This is a genomic window from Nostoc sp. UHCC 0251 (assembly GCF_034932245.1).
Classification (GTDB): domain Bacteria; phylum Cyanobacteriota; class Cyanobacteriia; order Cyanobacteriales; family Nostocaceae; genus Nostoc.
The window spans coordinates 42,287-59,197 of the sequence record NZ_JAYGHD010000288.1; the positions used below are offsets into that span (position 1 = coordinate 42,287).

The following is a 16,911-nucleotide window of genomic DNA, read 5'->3' on the forward strand; positions in this document are numbered from 1 at the left end:
AAGCCCAAGACCGTACTTTCCGCAAAATTCAAAATTATGACATAACGAAACTAACGTGGTCAGTTCATCTTGAGACTGCACACTATGACGTTGTATATATATGACTAGAAATGCCTAGAGAGCCATTTTTGGATCTAGTTTATTTGTGAATAACCTGGCGGATTTCGGAAGAAAAAGAGGCAGTGACAACTCCTGTACCAGAACTGGTTTTAATTAGAGAAACCCGACAACGGACATTGGGGTTGACAAACCAGATTTTTTCTTCGGCGGCGGCGCGATCGTAGGAAGTGACTAGCACGAATGTGCCGTCTTCTGTTAAGTAATAATCGCCAGCCGCTGCAATCGTTTCGGCATAGCCTTGATCGCGCAGGAGTTTACCACGATGGGGATGAGTTGGATCGGGAATAGGAACTAGGACGCAACTACCTTTGATTTCATTGTCATCCCAGTCTGATTGACCTTCCCAACTCATCCGAAAGGGAGAAATAATTGTTTGAGGATCAATGTTATAGGCTTTACATAAGTCAATTACTGCCGGATCATTATCTGGGAGAGCAATGATATCTATCTCAGACTGTACGGCTTCAAAGTGACCGAATGCTAAATGATGGGCACTGCGTTGCGATCGCCAACGCCCAATAGAATTTGCAACAAACTCCGTAATATTCATCAACTCTTTGGTTTCTGTTTTTAGCTATTTGCTTTTGGATTGGAGAATATCCCAATTTTCCTCTGATTAGATCATCGATTGACAAAATGTTAGAGGTTGGGAAATTCTCCATTGCTAGCGTTAAGCTATTTCCGTGATCTTAAGAATCTTGCCTCCTGTTTTCTGGATACTCTGAATTTTCTGGGCTAGCTGGTTGTATCCCACATCAAAGGTTGCCATGCTTTTATTCACCCGAACCCCAAAATTGGTTTTGGAGACAGCGATACGGAACCGCTTCCCTGTATTGCTGATAGAACCGGAACCATTAGGCGGGGCAACAATTTTGGTCGCAAGATTACCGCCAATGTCGCTAATCAATTTTGCTGATTTGCCCAAATCATTGGCAGCAAAGCCCCGCATCAATGCAAAGGTACGGTTAAAACCGACATTCTTGACCCCAGCTTGGGTACGATTACCACGGGTAGAGGGTACAATATGGTCGCCAAAACTCCTGATATATTCATCGCTATCAATGTAGGAGTTGATTTCCGCTGCGTAGCCCTGAGTGTTGTAAATTTGCACATGTTCCGCAACTTCAGCCTGATCTTGCGGGGCGCGACCGAGCAAATGTTTGAAGTTTAATTCGATAAAACGATAGGGAGAGGAAGTTTCAAAAAACAGCGAACGGTATAGATCGGATTGAGCGACGGCTCTGACGAAACCAGTAACAGTGATGTCACCATTTCGCAATTGAGATTCTGCACTGGTAAGCCGTTGGTTTTCAAATACATGAGCATTGCCGAGAACTTGCCGATACACTGCTCGGATCACGCCTTGCAGATCATCCTCAGTGGCGTTGGGTCGTAATTCAACGGACTCGGCTTCTATCCAAAGTGCCATATTAATGCCTCCTAAATTTAGGATTTTCGTGTGATTTTTTGAAAAATTGCAAATTAAAAAAGTTAATCATCTTGGGCGGGCATTGCCCACCCTGTTAAACGTTATGCGATTTCAGTAATGCTGACGATTTTGCCAGAAGTACGATTAATCCGCTGAATTTGCGGGGTCATTTTACTAGCTGGGACAATGTACTCAGTGGTACTGATGCGGCGGGGGCTGTCGAATTTGGAACCTGTCACCACGATTTTGAAACGTTTTTCGGTGCCAGAACCAATGACGGTAGACGAAGAGGCTTTAATCGCACTGGCACTGTTGGTAGCAACAGCATAGACCAATTGTGCAGACTTGACTGAGCTATCAATTTGGGCAGGGCCTCTATCAATAGCAAACATTCGGTTGTAGCCTATTTGCTTGGAGTTAGCTTCGCTGCTTTTACCACGATAGTAGGGTACTACGTTTTCGCCAAAGGCTGCTTGATATTCACTGCTATCGATGTAGGAATCAATTTCAGCATCGTAGCCCTCGGCGACAGTGCGAACAATATGCTCAGACACTTCTCTTTGATCCTGGGGTGCCCGCCCAAGCAAGTGCAAGAAGTTAAGTTCTACAAAACGGTAGGGAGCGCAGGACTCAAAGTAGCGGGTACGATAAAAATCAGACTTGGCAACGGCGCGGACAAAATCCCGCACGGTGATGGAGCGATCGCACAATTGTGATTCTGCTGTCACCAACCGCTCGCTCTCCATCACATGAGGGTTGCCTAAAACTTGTTTGTAAACTGCACGGATGATAGTTTGAACTTCCTCTAAGTCACTAGCGGGCCAAAGTTCAAGAATTGTCTGGGATGCCATTGAAATCTATGTTCCTCAATTTTTTAAGTTTGCACCTGAATTTATACAGCAGTAATACTTGCAATCACACCACCCTGTTGGTGAATCCGCTGATACTCTTGAGAAAGCTTTTCGTAGGGCACCAGAAAGACTTGGTTGGAACGGCGAAACTTGGAAATACTATTGAAGCTTTTGGCACGATAACCTGTGACTTCAATGCGGTAAACTTTGCCACCAGCACTACCATCGACTCCAAGACGAGTACGGGCACCAGTAGGAGGTGGAGAGAAGGTTGCCCCAGCACTAGCAGGTGAAATTACTGCTGTGGGTGTGCTTTGAATTACTAATGAATTTAGTTTGGGAGCCTTGCCCGACAAGTCACCTTTCAGGCTGCTGCTGGAAGCACCCCGCACCAACTGGAAAGTGTGAGTAAATTGCACCATGCTCTGAAGAGCTTCGGTTTTGTAGCCTCGGATATAAGGCACAATGTTCTCACCAAAGGTAGACTGATACTCATCACTATCGAGATAAGAATCGATCTCAGCTTCAAACCCTTGAGTATCGAGAATGGTGCTGTGTGCACGCATTTCTTCTAAATCCAGCGGTGGACGACCCAGCATATGGCGGAAGTTGAGTTCGATCGCTCGGTAGCGGGCACAACTCGTGAAAAAGCGAGAACGATAGAGTTCTGATTTAGCCACTGCTCTGACAAACTCGCGGACGCTCAATTCACCGCGCTTAAACTGGGATTCGGGAACAGCGAGCCGCTCACTTTCCATCACATAGGCATTGCCTAATATTTGCCGATAGACTGCCCGAATGATTGTTTCTGCTTCTTCTTGTGAGCGACCTGACACCCACTCAACGGGAGGGGTTTCATCAAATAGACTGACTCCCAGGCGGGAAGCTGGTCCGAATGGCATTAATTGTTTCTCCTGTTAACGAAAGTTAAAGAAAATTGTTTCAATTTATAAATAAATTTCAGATTGCTTACCCAGACCAATCAAATCGCTGGATTAATTTGTTGCAACTCAAATTGCCAGCTTCTATAAGCATGGAAGTTGTGATTTCCTAGATGCTCAAGCTTTTTAGGCGTTTTATACGCTTTGTTATGATCATTTTCTTATGAGCGCGTAACGATGACCATCAAGATTTGTAAATTTTGATGTAATGAGAGAATTTTGCACTCAGTTTGCACAAACGGTTCTTATGTCATGGAGTATTGGGCACAGTTTCTCCATAGGGATTGCGATCGCAGATCCTAGCACCACGATCCAGCAGCAATAAAACAATGTTACGGCGATCGCTTTCTGCGGCAAACATCAAAGCTGTATAGTCTGCTGGATTTTTCGCATTCACATCAGCATTATGAGCCAGTAGCAATTCCACAATATCGAAATAACCCTCTGTGGCTGCCCACATCAATGCAGTATTACTGGCTCCCAAGGCTGTAACGCCCCCGGTAGTATTGGCATCTGCGCCTTGGGCTAATAAATTCTCCACAGCAGCAGTGTCACCTTTGACGATCGCGCGGATTAGATATTCGTTGAGAGAAGGCATTGTTAAAGGAATTTGTAATTAATAATACTGCCTCCGGCGAGAAGCAAGCTACGTAATTCGTAGTTACAACATTACAACTTAGTGGGCAGTTCAAGAAGCATCACCAATCTTTGACCGGCGTGCTTGCTCGTACTCATTCTAATGACAAACTACGAACTAGTAATTATTTGCTCAAGCTTTTTTTAGCTCAACTTTGAATACACTTAAAAGAAACATCAAAGTTGTGAGAGAGCAGCATTCGCTCTGGAAACTGATCGAACATTTGGGTACAGCGTAATTACAGCTAGGGTTCAAGCGACTTGAGGCAAAGTACATGCTTTCTGGGATGGTATTACATCTTGCTATGGGCAGGTTAGCAGCACACTTCAAGCTATTGATATTCTCTAACCTTAGTAAGATTAATAACCCAAATAGGATTCGTTAAGTTTAGTAACGTTAAGGTGATTGGTTTAAATTGCCTAACTGCAATACTTGAAGAATTTGGACTAATTTATGACTGCTTACACAAGCCAAGCTGCAAAACACGCAGAAACTTTTAAGCGTCTATCCGTAGACAACCAACTTGCTGTGTTGTGGTACATCTACGGTTTTATCTGTAGCGAATCAGGAATGAAAGAGCCAAATGGCACTGCCCCTGACAACTCTGATGAGTTGTTTAATAAAGCCAAAGGTCTGTCTCAAAATGAGCAGTTTCAGTTGATGCGTGACTTGCTCAAGGGGACAAACACAGACCTAGCTCGTGAATATAACTCTCTGACCAACAACACCAAGCTGGCTTTTTGGTATCAGTTAGCTCAAGGGATGGAGCGTTCTGAAATCATCCAGGCTCCCTCTGATTATCAACTTTCATCAGAGGCTAAATCATTAGTATCAGCACTGAAACCCATTGGATTTGAACAGCAATTTATTTTCCTCCGCGACTCTTTATTGTCAGACGGTGGCAAGCCCTCTGTAATGTAATTCTAATAGAACAATTTCAGCCTCATAACACATGGTTGAAATGGTCAAACTCCAATGCTGAAGATGATTCTACTAGGTGTACATAGTCAGCAAAGAAGTTTAGTAGAGTTGCTCTTATTCCCTAACCCCTCTCCTACGCAAGTGGGAGAGGGTTTTAGGGCGAATGGAGAAAGAAATAGATGAAAGTTACTAATAGGCTGAGAAACTAACAAAATTACTTTCGCTTTCAACATTGCATTCTATCTGCTAGTACCATCTGAGAATTTAAACCCCATTTCTGGGAGCTTTCTAATCTCCAACGCTGCAATTTATAGTTTAGTCTTGTAGACATCTCCTTCTAACAGTATGTGCTTAGGTTTATACACTTCAAACTAAGTATGTATTTTTAGAATAGTTGGGATAGGTTCTTAATTTAAATCTCCACCCACACTTACCCCCAATTGGTAGAGGACTTAAAGCTCTGACAAAGTGTAGATTTGTTACAAGAACTCTGGAAAAGGGACAAACAGGACAAGTGCGATCGCCTGTGGGTTACAGCACTTGTGTTTACACCATAGGTTACTTGCTCCAAAAGCGTTTGTTGGCCAACCCCAATGAGTAGCATCATGTGGATTTATGCGCCAGACTCTAAAATTGTCCACTTGTCAAGTAGGTGTAACTTTTGTTAACCTAGATTATAGGGAATATATAAAGCGAATGTTGCGAAACACCGGAGAGTAAAAACTATGGATATCCCGATGGAGCTTAACTTAGAGCAGAAATTCAACCTCAAACTTTACGAAGAGCAAGTTAAGAGGTTAAATCAGGAAGAATCTCAAAAATTGCTTTTAGAGGTGCTGCGGCAGTTAATGGTCAAAGACAATATGATCAAGCATCTTCTCAAGCAGGCTTAACTAACTGGGGATGTTTGTTAATTTTCTAGAGTACAAGTAGAAACAAAAGCATATGGAAAGGCTTCTTTAGATTAAACTGCAAGCCTACTCTATCTTCTGGCGGTATTATATATATTCAATCTCAACAACAACTGGCTTAGTGTAGCTCCTGGGTAAGGAAGTTCATCCCCACAACGTTCATTCCCAAAAGCTTGTCGGATTTACTCAGCACGAGCGCACTATTTTTTAGAACCAAGCATAAAAATGGGTATGAGGCATTGGGTGTTTGGTATTTGTCAATACTATTTCTCCTCTGCTTCCTCACAATCCCAATTCCTATTACCCCTTCGCCCCTAATCCTCAAAGCGTACCCCAAGTTCCCCAGTCAGACCAATCCTGACTGGGGATTGTTTGTTAAGGATTGTTACTTAGTTTCTCATAACTGAGACTGAGATAGGCATCATCTTTTATGTTCTATATTGTCTTGTTCAGGGAACAGGCAATCAAGTTTCAGAGAAAACCAATTTTTAAGGAGAGCGAAATGCTTGACGCTTTTTCTAGAGCTGTAGTTTCAGCAGATGCCAGCACTTCTAGCGTATCTGATATTGCTGCCCTCAGAGCCTTCGTTGCTAATGGTAACAGACGTTTGGATGCTGTAAATGCGATCGCTAGCAACGCTAGCTGCATCGTTTCTGATTCTGTTGCTGGAATGATTTGCGAAAACCAAGGTTTGATCCAAGCTGGTGGTAACTGCTATCCTAACCGTCGCATGGCTGCTTGTCTGCGCGATGCTGAAATTATCTTACGCTATGTAACCTACGCTTTATTAGCTGGTGACGCTTCAGTTCTAGATGATCGTTGTTTGAACGGTTTGAAAGAAACCTATGCAGCTCTTGGCGTACCTACCACCTCTACCGTGCGTGCCGTTCAAATCATGAAAGCGTGTGCAGCTGCTCACATTCAAGATAACCCCAGTGAGGCTCGTGCTGGTGCCAAATTGCGTAAGATGGGTTCTCCTGTCGTAGAAGATCGCTGCGCTAGCTTGGTTGCTGAATCTTCTAGCTACTTCGATCGCGTAATTTCTGCTTTGAGCTAAAGAACTTGCGATTCGCAATTCACTCAACAGATTGACATCCAACACAGTTTAAATAAAAAGTCTTTTGGGAGATTTAAGAAATGAAATCAGTTGTTACCACCGTTATTGCATCTGCTGATGCCGCAGGTCGTTTCCCTAGCACCTCTGATTTAGAATCAGTACAAGGTTCTATCCAACGTGCATCTGCTCGTTTGGAAGCTGCTGAAAAGTTAGCTAACAACCTCGATGCAGTCGCAACCGAAGCTTACAACGCTTGCATCAAGAAGTATCCCTACTTGAACAACGCTGGTGAAGCTAATTCCACCGATACCTTCAAGTCCAAGTGTGCTCGTGACATCAAACACTACCTGCGCCTAATCCAATACAGCTTGGTAGTTGGTGGTACTGGCCCATTGGATGAGTGGGGTATTGCTGGACAACGTGAAGTTTATCGCGCTTTGGGCTTGCCTACTGCTCCTTACGTTGAAGCTTTAAGCTTTGCTCGTAACCGTGGTTGTGCGCCTCGTGATATGTCTGCTCAAGCATTGACTGAGTACAATGCTTTATTAGACTACGCTATTAACTCTCTCTCCTAGTTAGTTGCCAAACTTGTCATTTGGTGGCGAGGGTATATTGTGACTCTACAAGCCTGGAGGTTCTTCGCCTTTGCTTTGCCTGTTAAGGTTGAGTAATGGCAAAGAATGTCCGGGTTTGTTTTGTCTTAATAAGATTCGGCAAATTGATATATATATGGATAAACGCTTTTTTAATTTTTTTAATCTTACAGAAGACCAGGCGATCGCTCTTTTGGATACGCCTCAAGACCAATTGAGTGAGGATGATTCACGTTATATTGCCGCTTCTCATTTAGTCAACTTCCCCACAGAGCAATCAATCAACGCCCTAATGCGGGCGGTGCAGCAAACTGACCCCGCCTTGGATAACCGCATCGTCCGCCGCAAGTCAGTAGAGACTTTGGGGCGACTGCAAGCCGAGGCTGCTATGTCAGTAATTCGCGCTTGTTTGAGTGATGAAGACTGCTACACCGTAGAAAATGCCGTTTGGGCGATCGGTGAAATTGGTACTCAAGACCCCAATATCTTAGAAGACGTTGCTCAACTGCTGGACAAGCCAGGGCAAACCTATCGAGTGATTATTCACACATTAACAAAGTCTAATTATCAACCTGCCCTAGAACGCATTCGCAAATTTGTAGATGATACCGATCCACCGACAGCCAGTGCAGCAATGGCCGCAGTTTGCCGTTTAACTGGCGACTATTTCCAGATGGGCAAGGTAGTGGCAATGTTACAACACCCAAATGTGTTAGGACGGCGTTTGTCTATCCAAGATTTAATGGATGCCCGTTACTATGATGCAATTCCCTATATTGCCCGATGTCCAGTATCTTTGGTGTTTCGGCTGCGAGGAATTCGGACTTTGGCAGAAGCCGGAATCGCTGCCGGAGCAATTACTTTTGCCACGATTCAACCTCATTTAGAGCAGACGTTATACGACCACCCAAATGATCTGAGTTTGGTGCATAGTTACCCAAGCCCCCCCACTCTGCCAATTTTGATCCGGGGGTTGTATGAAACAGACTTTGGGCGCTGCTATTTAGCAACCAAAACCATACTTGACCATTACGCCGATGCTGCTCCTGAGGCTTTGTTTGCCACCTACGCCGAAGAAGCAAATAATGATTATGGTGCCCACTTCCATGTGATCAAGCTGTTCGGTTGGTTAAAACATTCCCCAGCTTATGATTTACTAGTTGAAGGCTTGCATAATAAACAACCACAGTTTCAAAAATCACGAGCAGCAGCAGCGATCGCTCTTGGTGAACTCGGCGATCCACGGGCAATTGCCGAACTGAAACCCTGTCTAGAAACCAAAATTTGGGATCTGAAGTATGCAGCGTTGATGGCGCTGGAAAAACTTGGTGATACCAGTGGTTATGAACAAGTCGCCAACGATGATGATTGGCTAATTCGTGAAAAAGCCAAGTCAACCCCTATGGGGAATTAAAAATTAAAAATTAAAAATTAAAAATTAATTACACCAATGATAAATCTAGAGGCTTGAAGAAGAGGCAAGGGAGCAGGGAGCAAGGGGGAAAGTTCAAATGGGGATTCGACCTATTCCTGTTCGAGAACCACTGCACATTAATTGCACATTTTTGATAATTTATTAAAACCTTATTATGTCCACAGAAGAGTTATTCCAACAACTGAAACACCCCAACCCCCACCTACGCGACCAAGCAATGTGGGAATTAGCTGAGAATCCTGATGAGACAACTATTCCCCGGTTGATGAGTATTCTCGATGAAGAGGATACCACCTATCGACGAGCTGCCGTCAAAGCTCTAGGAGCGATCGGCCCTGATGCAGTGACTCCTTTAGTTGAAGCCTTGCTCAATAGTGATAATGTTACTGTCCGGGGAAGTGCCGCCAAAGCACTGGCACAAGTCGCCATTAATCATCCAGATGTTCCCTTTGCAGCTGAAGGTGTGCGGGGTTTAACGACTGCTCTTAATGACCCCAATCCTGTAGTGAATATTGCAGCTGTCATGGCACTAGGTGAAATTGGTTCTCCCGTGGTGGATGTTTTGATTGAAGCATTGCAAACCACAGACAACCCAGCGTTGGCAATCTCTATTGTGAATGCCCTTGGCTCAATTGGCGATCGCCGAGGTGTGGAAGTGCTACAATCCCTCATTCAAGATGAATCTACCGACTCCTATGTACGCGAGTCCGCCACCAGTGCCTTATCTCGCCTAGAAATGACAATGAAGTTTCAGCGAGAAGAAAAATAATACCCACAGGACGAAAAATAGCTTGGTAGAGGGAATTTCTGTGGTTGGTAAAATATAAAAATAAACCACAACAAAGCTCCTTTACCCTGATAAGCGTGAACTTCCAAATCGGCAAATATAAACCATAAGCACCAGTACAAATATCGCTCCAAAAGCAGCAAATCATTCTCCTCACTCCTACAATATAGTAGTACCACAAAGTCTGAATCAGCTTTTTTAGGCGCTTTTCTAGCATTGAAATTATCTATGAGCCTGTAATGGGAGACTTAGGCTGCTTTAATTATCGGCTAAACTTAAATACAAGTAAGCAAAAAGATAAAGAATGGATAATAGACCATTAGAGCTTCAGGCAGAAAAGCTAATCGAGTCCAAGCTAATTAAATATGGTTTGCTCGTTACTAAACCATCCTTTGATAAGGAAGGCACTGATCTATTAATCATCAAAGACATATCCCAAAAGATTACTCCTTTAATTAAAGTTCAATGCAAAGGTAGAACTATAAAGAATGGTTCTAATCTAACAATACCAGCAAAGTATGTAGAGGAAAATTTTATTGTTTTTCTATATGTAGAAGAAGAGAGAAGCAAAGATGATTTTCTTTATGTATTTTTTCAAGACGATATTATGGAATGGCGAAGTGAAGGGACTAATTGTCAGCTAACTATTCCAAAAGATTTTCAACATAGAAAAGAATTTAGAGAACGACTATTTACTAGAGAAGCTATAACAAAGATTGAAAATATTCTGCTCAAGCAGGTAGTAAAACAACTAATCAAGACCAATCATTCCATCATCATTGATGGAATATTCCTTGAAAATGTAATCAAGCAGACACAATCAAGTTATAGAAAAATTTACCCCGAAAAAACTCTCCATAAGCCAAGTATTGATTCTATTGTAAAAGAGTGTTTGGAATATACTGATATTCAGCGCAAAGAAGAGGTTAATTGCTATCTAATCTACTCAAGTCACTTCAATCTAGAATGCTTTATAGATATAGGTGAAATAACTGAAGATGAGATTTTTAGAGGAGAAGGTTTAAGTTCTGTTGGATGTGGATATAATTTGTTTAAGTTAAAAACACAGGATTTCGTATGTTTTAAGGTTGAGGAACAACTTAATCGTATTGTTAATGTAGAAAATATACTTTTAATAGCAGATGATTATTCTTATGTTCCATATCTTCATGAATTACAAAACAGAGGGATCGAAGTAATCGTATTCCAGAATTCAGAAAATTCTGGCTCAAGAATGTATCATGGATTTAAGTGGGTTAATATAGTATATCCTCTGGCTTTATCGATGGGTTTAAAAAGCTATGAACTGTAAGGAATAGCCGCACTATTTAGCATATCAATTCATCCCAGTCTTTCTCGAAAATAAAAAGAATAGACGTTGAAATTGCAAGCTAACAGCGTAGTGGAGTAGACAATATAAATTTTTTTCGTTTATCGTTTTACTATACTCAACGCTGCTCAGTTTTGCTGTTACAAATCATCTGCTTGTAACTGGCTTTCAATTTGGGCAATGCTATGGCTTCAAGCATCAGATGTATCGAACCTGATTTTCCATTTCATCTGCTGTTACATGATTTAGGATCACCATTAACCGTTGTGCAATTTCTTAAGGCGAGCGACGAACAGCAAAAATCACGCCATAATGTGCTTGTTCCGTATCAAAATAGGCTTGTACCAATTCTTCAAAATCAGTTCGATTGTGCGTGATCAGAGTTATTTATTGACTGACAGCATAAGCAAGTTGCTCTTCATCACTGATCTGGAGTTTTCCTGCATCCCTTGCGGTAATAGCGTCGAAACCTCTTGCTTTCAACAAGTCTGCTACTAATACATGAACGTCTTCGTCCAGATACAAGCGGATGAAGACGCTACTCATATATCTCTGACTAATGGATCAATTAACTCGTCGGGGATGCGGTTACGTTCGATATAGTCGTTGATCTCGCTCTGATGATCGCTGTAGTAGCTCAATGCGTCAAATACTTGTGCCAGCAACAGATGAGGCATACCCTTTGGGATTTCTTCTGGAGGGATGCCCATGCGCCAAGTTTCAACAATTGCTCTGACTGGGGTTCGAGTCCCTTTGATAATTGGCTCACCGCTTAGAATCTGGTCATCTCTGACTATGTAAAGATGCTCTGTTGTCTGAAGCATAGATTGTTCATTGTGCAGAAATATCATCACATCATTGTAACGGCTTGCTTAATTAAGTTGAGTAGCACCAAGCGCATAATCACCTTGTTGCACCTGACTATATTTAAGCTATCGATTGGGAATGAAATGTTGATAGAGGCAGCAAGCAGCTGAACGGGAACATTACCAATCATCTGCTTCGGACTGGCGTTCAATTTGCGCGATCGCTAATTTCGCCAGAACTCGCACCACCTCTTGTTCATCATTAAGTAGCGGCTGTAATGATTCTAATGCACTGCGATCGCCAATTTTACCGAGAGAATTAATTGCTGCCTTTCTCACATCTAAATCAGTATCTTGAATTGCCAAAATTAAATGCGGCACAGAGGGAGGATAATTTACTTGTCCCAAGGCTGCGGCGGCTTCAGTGCGGATGAGCGCTTCTGGATCAGTCAGAGCAGAAACTAGAAGGTTACAAGATTTTTCGTCTGACTGCTCTTGCGCCACATGACCAAAGGCCCCGATGACAGCGCATCGGACATCCAAAGAGGCGGCGTTCAATGCTTTATATAGATGCTCTGATGCTTCCGATCCAATAAACGCCAATGCCCATGCAGCAAGACCTTTAATATCCTGTGGATGCTCGTCTGATGCTAAAATTTCCAACAACGCTGGTACAGATGCTTCTCCTGTTCTGGCTAAAGCCCCGGCGGCTGAACTTCTGACTACCCTATCTTCATCATTCAGAAAAGCATGAAGCAAGTCTGGCACAGCACACGGGTCAGATATGATAGTGAGTGTCTTGGCAGCAGCCCGTCGCACAACTACATTGAAATGATTTGCCAGTGCCTCTACGAGAAATGGCGTTGCTGCTTCACCAATTTCACCCAAAGTTTCGGCAAACCGCAGTCGCACCATTCCCCGTGGATCTCCTAAACCCTCCACGAGTTGTTTAAGAACTTTGTGATCTGTAGAATCGAAGGTTTCTAGTGTAATCTGCTCATTTACCCTCTGAACCAGATCATCATTTTCAGCTTGCACTCGCAGGATGAGATCATCCACTGCTGGAGCTTTAGAGTTGAGCGATTGACTCATGACAAATTCCCTATCATCGTTATTGTTAAATGATCTAGTACAGGTCGGCGGCAATAAACCTACCGTTTTATTACAGCCAGAAAGCCTAAAATTAAAGCCTTTTGACCGTCGCTTCCCTCCAATTAAAAATTGAAAATGTAAAATTAAAAATTGAGAAAAATTCCTAAATTTTTAATTTTTAATTCTTAATTTTTAATTCCCCGAAGGGGTACTAGTTACCAGATGTCAGAGTAGATTGCTGCTGTCGTAGTGACTCAAGAGTTGCATCTAGTTGGGCAAGCTGAGGTTGCAGGCTAGCAAGTGCTTGTGCCTTCATGATTTTGGCGCGTTGCGCCATTGACAAGGTATCGTTAACCAGGCGTTCCCGATATTCTTCTAATTCTGCGATCGCTTCTGTCAGTTCTTCAAGGCTAGTTTGAGTGCTTGAGGTAAGTTCTGTAGTGTCAGCCATATCCTTTGTGTTTCCTAAAAGTAGATTTAAAATGCCCATGTTTGATTTTCTCAGATTCAGTTACCAACGGACAAACCTTTTCGATTATCCTGGTTCTACTGGTCTGTCAAATTCATTTTGATGACGGTTGGGGAGACGCGATAAATCGCCGTCTCTACAAGGAATCTATCCGTCAATTATTTCTTGACAGACTGCTACCTTTGATACCAACTTCGGATAGGTAATCTTGTTTCAAACGTATAGAATAGTTTATCAAGCAAGATTTTTAATCCAAAATCCAAAATCTAAAATCTAAAATTGGTATTGCTTCATCTAATTGTTGATGCCAGTTTTCTTTCCAAATCGAATAAAAACCCGTGGATATATTCTTCTGTCCACTCAGCACCGTAAAAACGGGTAAACATTCCCCGTGCTGGGTCTTTTTCGGCTCGATAGCGGAGATAACGCAGTTGAGCTTGCTCAATTTCTGCTAAATATTTGGAGTCGGTTATCGGTTGCGCCTGGTCAACAAAATCCAGGTAGGCTTGTAGATAGTCTTTGAAGGCTGCAAACACATGGGTTTCCACTACCTCTGTTTCTTGGGTGCGCGTCCAGAGAAAGGCGGGTGAGAAAAAGGGCTGGGCTTCTTCGGGAAAGTCACCCCCCCAAGGTAGATGCTGCTGATGTGCGTGAAAAGTTGGCAGAATAGGCTGGGTATACTTCGCCTGATACCCCAAATCATCCCGAAATAGGGGTTGCATATCGAGGGCAATTAAGTGCCCTCCTGGCAAGGTAACTAAATCTGCGCCAAAGAAGGGCAAATCGTAATTCAGATGGGGGAAAATAACGAAATTTAATACCTGAAGTGAGTTACCCCCTTGTACATGGGCGGCTCGAATTTGCCGGAGTTTGGTAGTTTGATAGGCATAGCTAGTCGTTAAGACCTCTTGTTGATGTTTGCCTTTACCTACTGTTGCTTGCTTCGACTCAAACCCTTGAGGAATCGCATAAGGTTGCAAATTCAAACGTTCTTGCAAAAGCGCGATCGCGTAATCTAAAAATGGCTGATAGAGAGTCAACGTTGCTTCGCTCCCAATTCAAAATTAATAATCACTATATTCTGTTGTGGTGATCTAGATTTAAATCACTATTTGGCTACATTAGCTACTAATGGCACAGCATCCTCAAACAAAAATTCATGCAAAAATCGCTCTGACCATTGATGTCCAAAGTAACTACTGAACAAACCAGATGCAGGATCGCGATCGGCACTATATTGATCGTAGTCTTTTTGGGCTTTGACAATCCGTTGAATGTCTGACTGATCGATCAAAAGTTTAGCTTGGTCTAGCATTTGCCAGTACAAATTCAGATAGTCTTTGAATGCCTCAAAGACCCTTGTTTTTACTGTTTCTGCATCGGTTTTGGCAAATAAGAGATATTTTGAGAAGTACTGATTAGCATCATAAAATTTCATTTCTAAGCCTTGTGCCAAGTCTGGATACTTATCATGCAATGTCTGCAATGGATGTATGTACTTCTTTAAGTAAGCTTCATCTTGAAATAAAGGCTGGAAATCCATCACAATCAGGTTTTTCACCTGGCCGAAAGAGAGAAAATCAATGCCTAGTAAGGGCAACTCGTAGTTATGACTCGGATAAATCACACTATTGAGAATCTGGGCACTTGCACCTGCATCAATGTATGTATAGCGGATTTTCCGCAACTGTGGGCACTGATAGCACCAACTCTGAATTGTGGCGGGATTTCTGCCGCGATCGCTCACCTGATACTCTAGTCCTGGAGGAATTGGGCGACTCTCTAAGGTAAACCGTTGCAAAAGCGATTGTTCCAGATGCTCAAGGAAGCACTTATACATAAAATTTAGAGATTAATTTGCCTTAACCCCAGAGAATAGGGTATTCCCAGATTCGGCGTCTCGAATATGTTAAACAAAGTAACGATCCTTAACGTTAGGATTAGGTGATGGTGCAATGCTTACTGATGGCGATCGCCAGAATGATTGCCTAGAAACGATAGCAAGCCCTGGAAGATTATGAGCGACTAGATGATCATGATGCTCTAGATAAATTGTTTTGCACCATTTTTGCTAAATTCGCCTCAGTTAAATAGCGTCGTTCAGAACAATAGGTCATCAAGTACACTCCATTCATCATCCGTACTGTGCTGACGCGCACCCGAAAATCATCGGTCATGAACCAGCAGCGTTCCTGACCTTGGTTGGTTTCATATTCGGTATCGATGGTTAAAATGCCATCTTGTCCAAACCAGTAACGGCTAACTACCGGAATTTTTTCCACATAGCCTTGGTTGCGGAGTAATTTTCCCGATCGCCCTGTTTCATCATCTGGTACATCAATTAAGACAGCGACACGATCCGGATTGGGTTCTTGCTCGTCGTCATGTTCTTGCCACATAAAGCTAGCACCTCCCTTAGCACTAGCTGGATCGATACCTTGCGGGTGGCAGATTGCTTTTACCCGTGGGTCATCAAGTGCGATCGCGCCTACATAAAGCTTTGATTCTCCCGATTGATCCGGCACCGTATCAAAGTGATGCACCGTGCGCTGGGTAAACCAGACCCCTTCACTCTTACGGAAAAACTCCATCATGGTCATTGGTGGTACAAAAGGCATAGCTGATCCTCTAATAAAACTTCATCCTTTCTTAGACCCTAATGATTGTAGATACGTCGCGGTACAATACCCCTAAATAATCTCACGATTTCAACCCATGATCAGCAGGGATCAGAAGACACCCCAAGAGGTTTTGGCTGTCCTCAAGGCAGGATTTGCTCTAACTCAAGAAGATTTATATCAATTCAACCTCAGTGGTTTAGAACTGCAAAGAGCTAATTTGCATCAAGCTATTTTGATTCGAGCAAATCTCAGCAAAGCCGATCTCAGTGCTGCGGATCTCAGTGGCGCTGATTTACGGGCAGCCGATCTGTGCCAAGCGATTTTAAGGGATGCCAATTTACAGGCAGCTTGTTTGTACCGAGTTGATCTGAGTGGCGCAGATTTACGGGGAGCTATTTTGACCGATACCAAGCTGCTAGGGGCAATATATGATAGCCAAACCCTGTTTCCCGAAGGCTTTAATTACAAATCCTCTGGGGCGATTGGGCCAAATGCCCATTTGAATGGTGCCCAGCTGAATACAGCCAACTTGCGTCATGCTGATTTGCAAGGTGCAAGTATGTTGGGAGCATATTTAGGAGGGGCTGATTTAACTCATGCTAATCTTCAGGGAGCGCGGCTAAGTCAGGCTGATTTGCGAAAAGCCTGGTTGCCAGGAGCATCTTTACGCAACGCTCGATTAAACGGAGCCAACCTCGCAGGAGCAGATTTACGAGCAGCAGATTTGACTGGCGTTGATTTCGAGCATCTGGAAAGCATTGCTGGAGCAGATTTTACCCATGTTCAAGGGCTGAGTGACGAAATGCGATCGCGCCTCCTTAGCCAACCTGCACAAGAGCTAGATACACCTCATGCTTTAACCCGTCGTACTACACGCGCCAGCCTAGAAACTAAGTAGTAGGCATATATTG

The 16,911-nt window shown here is 43.1% G+C and carries 21 protein-coding genes; 9 read left to right on the top strand and 12 right to left on the bottom strand.

Annotation, left to right across the window (positions count from 1 at the left end):
* Positions 1–139 precede the first annotated feature (139 nt).
* The 5 genes from VB740_RS19235 to VB740_RS19255 form a co-directional block, all read right to left on the bottom strand.
* On the bottom strand, positions 140–670 hold the full coding sequence (locus tag VB740_RS19235; protein ID WP_323201541.1) for a phycobiliprotein lyase: 531 nt from the start codon (positions 668–670) through the stop codon (positions 140–142).
* A gap of 120 nt (positions 671–790) precedes the next feature.
* Positions 791–1,549 carry a phycobilisome rod-core linker polypeptide gene (locus tag VB740_RS19240; protein WP_323201542.1) on the bottom strand — a complete coding sequence of 253 codons (759 nt, stop codon included), beginning with the start codon at positions 1,547–1,549 and terminating at the stop codon, positions 791–793.
* 101 nt (positions 1,550–1,650) lie between these two features.
* Complete coding sequence (locus VB740_RS19245; RefSeq protein ID WP_323201543.1) at positions 1,651–2,400, bottom strand: phycobilisome rod-core linker polypeptide; 750 nt, start codon at positions 2,398–2,400, stop codon at positions 1,651–1,653.
* A 41-nt stretch (positions 2,401–2,441) separates the two neighbouring features.
* Positions 2,442–3,302 (bottom strand): phycobilisome linker polypeptide, encoded by an 861-nt coding sequence (locus VB740_RS19250; protein WP_323201544.1) that lies wholly within the window; start codon positions 3,300–3,302, stop codon positions 2,442–2,444.
* A gap of 289 nt (positions 3,303–3,591) precedes the next feature.
* Positions 3,592–3,939, bottom strand: a complete 348-nt coding sequence (locus VB740_RS19255) for an ankyrin repeat domain-containing protein (RefSeq protein ID WP_323201545.1) — start codon at positions 3,937–3,939, stop codon at positions 3,592–3,594.
* Positions 3,940–4,431: 492 nt separating this feature from the next.
* On the opposite strand from VB740_RS19255, the gene VB740_RS19260 reads away from it, so the two are divergent.
* From VB740_RS19260 to VB740_RS19290, 7 genes are all read left to right on the top strand, one after another.
* Positions 4,432–4,899, top strand: a complete 468-nt coding sequence (locus VB740_RS19260) for an orange carotenoid protein N-terminal domain-containing protein (protein WP_323201546.1) — start codon at positions 4,432–4,434, stop codon at positions 4,897–4,899.
* A gap of 725 nt (positions 4,900–5,624) precedes the next feature.
* Positions 5,625–5,792: an NblA/ycf18 family protein gene (locus tag VB740_RS19265; RefSeq protein ID WP_323201547.1), complete on the top strand. Its 168-nt coding sequence runs from the start codon at positions 5,625–5,627 to the stop codon at positions 5,790–5,792.
* A gap of 520 nt (positions 5,793–6,312) precedes the next feature.
* Positions 6,313–6,867, top strand: a complete 555-nt coding sequence (cpeB, locus tag VB740_RS19270; protein ID WP_152591425.1) for a C-phycoerythrin subunit beta — start codon at positions 6,313–6,315, stop codon at positions 6,865–6,867.
* Positions 6,868–6,947: 80 nt separating this feature from the next.
* The gene (gene cpeA / locus VB740_RS19275) at positions 6,948–7,442 is read left to right on the top strand and encodes a C-phycoerythrin subunit alpha (protein WP_323201548.1); all 495 of its coding nucleotides are present in this window, start codon (positions 6,948–6,950) and stop codon (positions 7,440–7,442) included.
* A 154-nt stretch (positions 7,443–7,596) separates the two neighbouring features.
* A complete protein-coding gene (locus VB740_RS19280) occupies positions 7,597–8,874 on the top strand; it encodes a HEAT repeat domain-containing protein (protein ID WP_323201549.1) in 1,278 nt (425 codons plus the stop codon).
* A gap of 175 nt (positions 8,875–9,049) precedes the next feature.
* A complete protein-coding gene (locus VB740_RS19285) occupies positions 9,050–9,664 on the top strand; it encodes a HEAT repeat domain-containing protein (protein ID WP_323201550.1) in 615 nt (204 codons plus the stop codon).
* Between the two features lie 322 nt (positions 9,665–9,986).
* A complete protein-coding gene (locus tag VB740_RS19290) occupies positions 9,987–10,994 on the top strand; it encodes a hypothetical protein (RefSeq protein WP_323201551.1) in 1,008 nt (335 codons plus the stop codon).
* Positions 10,995–11,399: 405 nt separating this feature from the next.
* Here the strand turns inward: VB740_RS19290 and VB740_RS19295 are convergent, their stop codons facing one another.
* The 3 genes from VB740_RS19295 to VB740_RS19305 all read right to left on the bottom strand — a co-directional run bounded on the left by VB740_RS19295 (position 11,400) and on the right by VB740_RS19305 (position 12,910).
* Complete coding sequence (locus tag VB740_RS19295) at positions 11,400–11,558, bottom strand: DUF5615 family PIN-like protein (protein ID WP_323201552.1); 159 nt, start codon at positions 11,556–11,558, stop codon at positions 11,400–11,402.
* On the bottom strand, positions 11,555–11,836 hold the full coding sequence (locus VB740_RS19300) for a DUF433 domain-containing protein (RefSeq protein WP_323201553.1): 282 nt from the start codon (positions 11,834–11,836) through the stop codon (positions 11,555–11,557). The genes VB740_RS19295 and VB740_RS19300 overlap by 4 nt, the downstream gene beginning before the upstream one ends.
* Before the next feature lie 162 nt (positions 11,837–11,998).
* Complete coding sequence (locus tag VB740_RS19305; RefSeq protein WP_323201554.1) at positions 11,999–12,910, bottom strand: HEAT repeat domain-containing protein; 912 nt, start codon at positions 12,908–12,910, stop codon at positions 11,999–12,001.
* Between VB740_RS19305 and VB740_RS19310 the strand changes: the two genes are divergently transcribed.
* Positions 12,909–13,043 (top strand): hypothetical protein, encoded by a 135-nt coding sequence (locus VB740_RS19310; protein ID WP_323201555.1) that lies wholly within the window; start codon positions 12,909–12,911, stop codon positions 13,041–13,043. The two genes, VB740_RS19305 and VB740_RS19310, sit on opposite strands and share 2 nt — an antisense overlap.
* Before the next feature lie 78 nt (positions 13,044–13,121).
* Here the strand turns inward: VB740_RS19310 and VB740_RS19315 are convergent, their stop codons facing one another.
* From VB740_RS19315 to VB740_RS19330, 4 genes are all read right to left on the bottom strand, one after another.
* Positions 13,122–13,361, bottom strand: a complete 240-nt coding sequence (locus VB740_RS19315; protein WP_323201556.1) for a hypothetical protein — start codon at positions 13,359–13,361, stop codon at positions 13,122–13,124.
* Positions 13,362–13,669: 308 nt separating this feature from the next.
* Entirely contained in the window at positions 13,670–14,419 is a 750-nt protein-coding gene (locus VB740_RS19320; protein ID WP_323201557.1) for a phycoerythrobilin:ferredoxin oxidoreductase, read from the bottom strand.
* A 68-nt stretch (positions 14,420–14,487) separates the two neighbouring features.
* Positions 14,488–15,219, bottom strand: coding sequence for a 15,16-dihydrobiliverdin:ferredoxin oxidoreductase (locus tag VB740_RS19325; RefSeq protein WP_323201558.1), 732 nt, complete (start codon positions 15,217–15,219; stop codon positions 14,488–14,490).
* 193 nt (positions 15,220–15,412) lie between these two features.
* On the bottom strand, positions 15,413–15,997 hold the full coding sequence (locus tag VB740_RS19330) for a phycobiliprotein lyase (protein WP_323201559.1): 585 nt from the start codon (positions 15,995–15,997) through the stop codon (positions 15,413–15,415).
* 97 nt (positions 15,998–16,094) lie between these two features.
* Between VB740_RS19330 and VB740_RS19335 the strand changes: the two genes are divergently transcribed.
* Positions 16,095–16,898: a pentapeptide repeat-containing protein gene (locus VB740_RS19335; protein WP_323201560.1), complete on the top strand. Its 804-nt coding sequence runs from the start codon at positions 16,095–16,097 to the stop codon at positions 16,896–16,898.
* Positions 16,899–16,911: the final 13 nt, after the last annotated feature.

What these genes read in the sequence shown, in the direction of transcription:
- VB740_RS19235 (WP_323201541.1), bottom strand. Translation starts at nt 670, where the DNA reads ATGAATATTACGGAGTTTGTTGCAAATTCTATTGGGCGTTGGCGATCG.
- VB740_RS19240 (WP_323201542.1), bottom strand. Translation starts at nt 1,549, where the DNA reads ATGGCACTTTGGATAGAAGCCGAGTCCGTTGAATTACGACCCAACGCC.
- VB740_RS19245 (WP_323201543.1), bottom strand. Translation starts at nt 2,400, where the DNA reads ATGGCATCCCAGACAATTCTTGAACTTTGGCCCGCTAGTGACTTAGAG.
- VB740_RS19250 (WP_323201544.1), bottom strand. Translation starts at nt 3,302, where the DNA reads ATGCCATTCGGACCAGCTTCCCGCCTGGGAGTCAGTCTATTTGATGAA.
- VB740_RS19255 (WP_323201545.1), bottom strand. Translation starts at nt 3,939, where the DNA reads ATGCCTTCTCTCAACGAATATCTAATCCGCGCGATCGTCAAAGGTGAC.
- VB740_RS19260 (WP_323201546.1), top strand. Translation starts at nt 4,432, where the DNA reads ATGACTGCTTACACAAGCCAAGCTGCAAAACACGCAGAAACTTTTAAG.
- VB740_RS19265 (WP_323201547.1), top strand. Translation starts at nt 5,625, where the DNA reads ATGGATATCCCGATGGAGCTTAACTTAGAGCAGAAATTCAACCTCAAA.
- cpeB (WP_152591425.1), top strand. Translation starts at nt 6,313, where the DNA reads ATGCTTGACGCTTTTTCTAGAGCTGTAGTTTCAGCAGATGCCAGCACT.
- cpeA (WP_323201548.1), top strand. Translation starts at nt 6,948, where the DNA reads ATGAAATCAGTTGTTACCACCGTTATTGCATCTGCTGATGCCGCAGGT.
- VB740_RS19280 (WP_323201549.1), top strand. Translation starts at nt 7,597, where the DNA reads ATGGATAAACGCTTTTTTAATTTTTTTAATCTTACAGAAGACCAGGCG.
- VB740_RS19285 (WP_323201550.1), top strand. Translation starts at nt 9,050, where the DNA reads ATGTCCACAGAAGAGTTATTCCAACAACTGAAACACCCCAACCCCCAC.
- VB740_RS19290 (WP_323201551.1), top strand. Translation starts at nt 9,987, where the DNA reads ATGGATAATAGACCATTAGAGCTTCAGGCAGAAAAGCTAATCGAGTCC.
- VB740_RS19295 (WP_323201552.1), bottom strand. Translation starts at nt 11,558, where the DNA reads ATGAGTAGCGTCTTCATCCGCTTGTATCTGGACGAAGACGTTCATGTA.
- VB740_RS19300 (WP_323201553.1), bottom strand. Translation starts at nt 11,836, where the DNA reads ATGCTTCAGACAACAGAGCATCTTTACATAGTCAGAGATGACCAGATT.
- VB740_RS19310 (WP_323201555.1), top strand. Translation starts at nt 12,909, where the DNA reads ATGACAAATTCCCTATCATCGTTATTGTTAAATGATCTAGTACAGGTC.
- VB740_RS19305 (WP_323201554.1), bottom strand. Translation starts at nt 12,910, where the DNA reads ATGAGTCAATCGCTCAACTCTAAAGCTCCAGCAGTGGATGATCTCATC.
- VB740_RS19315 (WP_323201556.1), bottom strand. Translation starts at nt 13,361, where the DNA reads ATGGCTGACACTACAGAACTTACCTCAAGCACTCAAACTAGCCTTGAA.
- VB740_RS19325 (WP_323201558.1), bottom strand. Translation starts at nt 15,219, where the DNA reads ATGTATAAGTGCTTCCTTGAGCATCTGGAACAATCGCTTTTGCAACGG.
- VB740_RS19330 (WP_323201559.1), bottom strand. Translation starts at nt 15,997, where the DNA reads ATGCCTTTTGTACCACCAATGACCATGATGGAGTTTTTCCGTAAGAGT.
- VB740_RS19335 (WP_323201560.1), top strand. Translation starts at nt 16,095, where the DNA reads ATGATCAGCAGGGATCAGAAGACACCCCAAGAGGTTTTGGCTGTCCTC.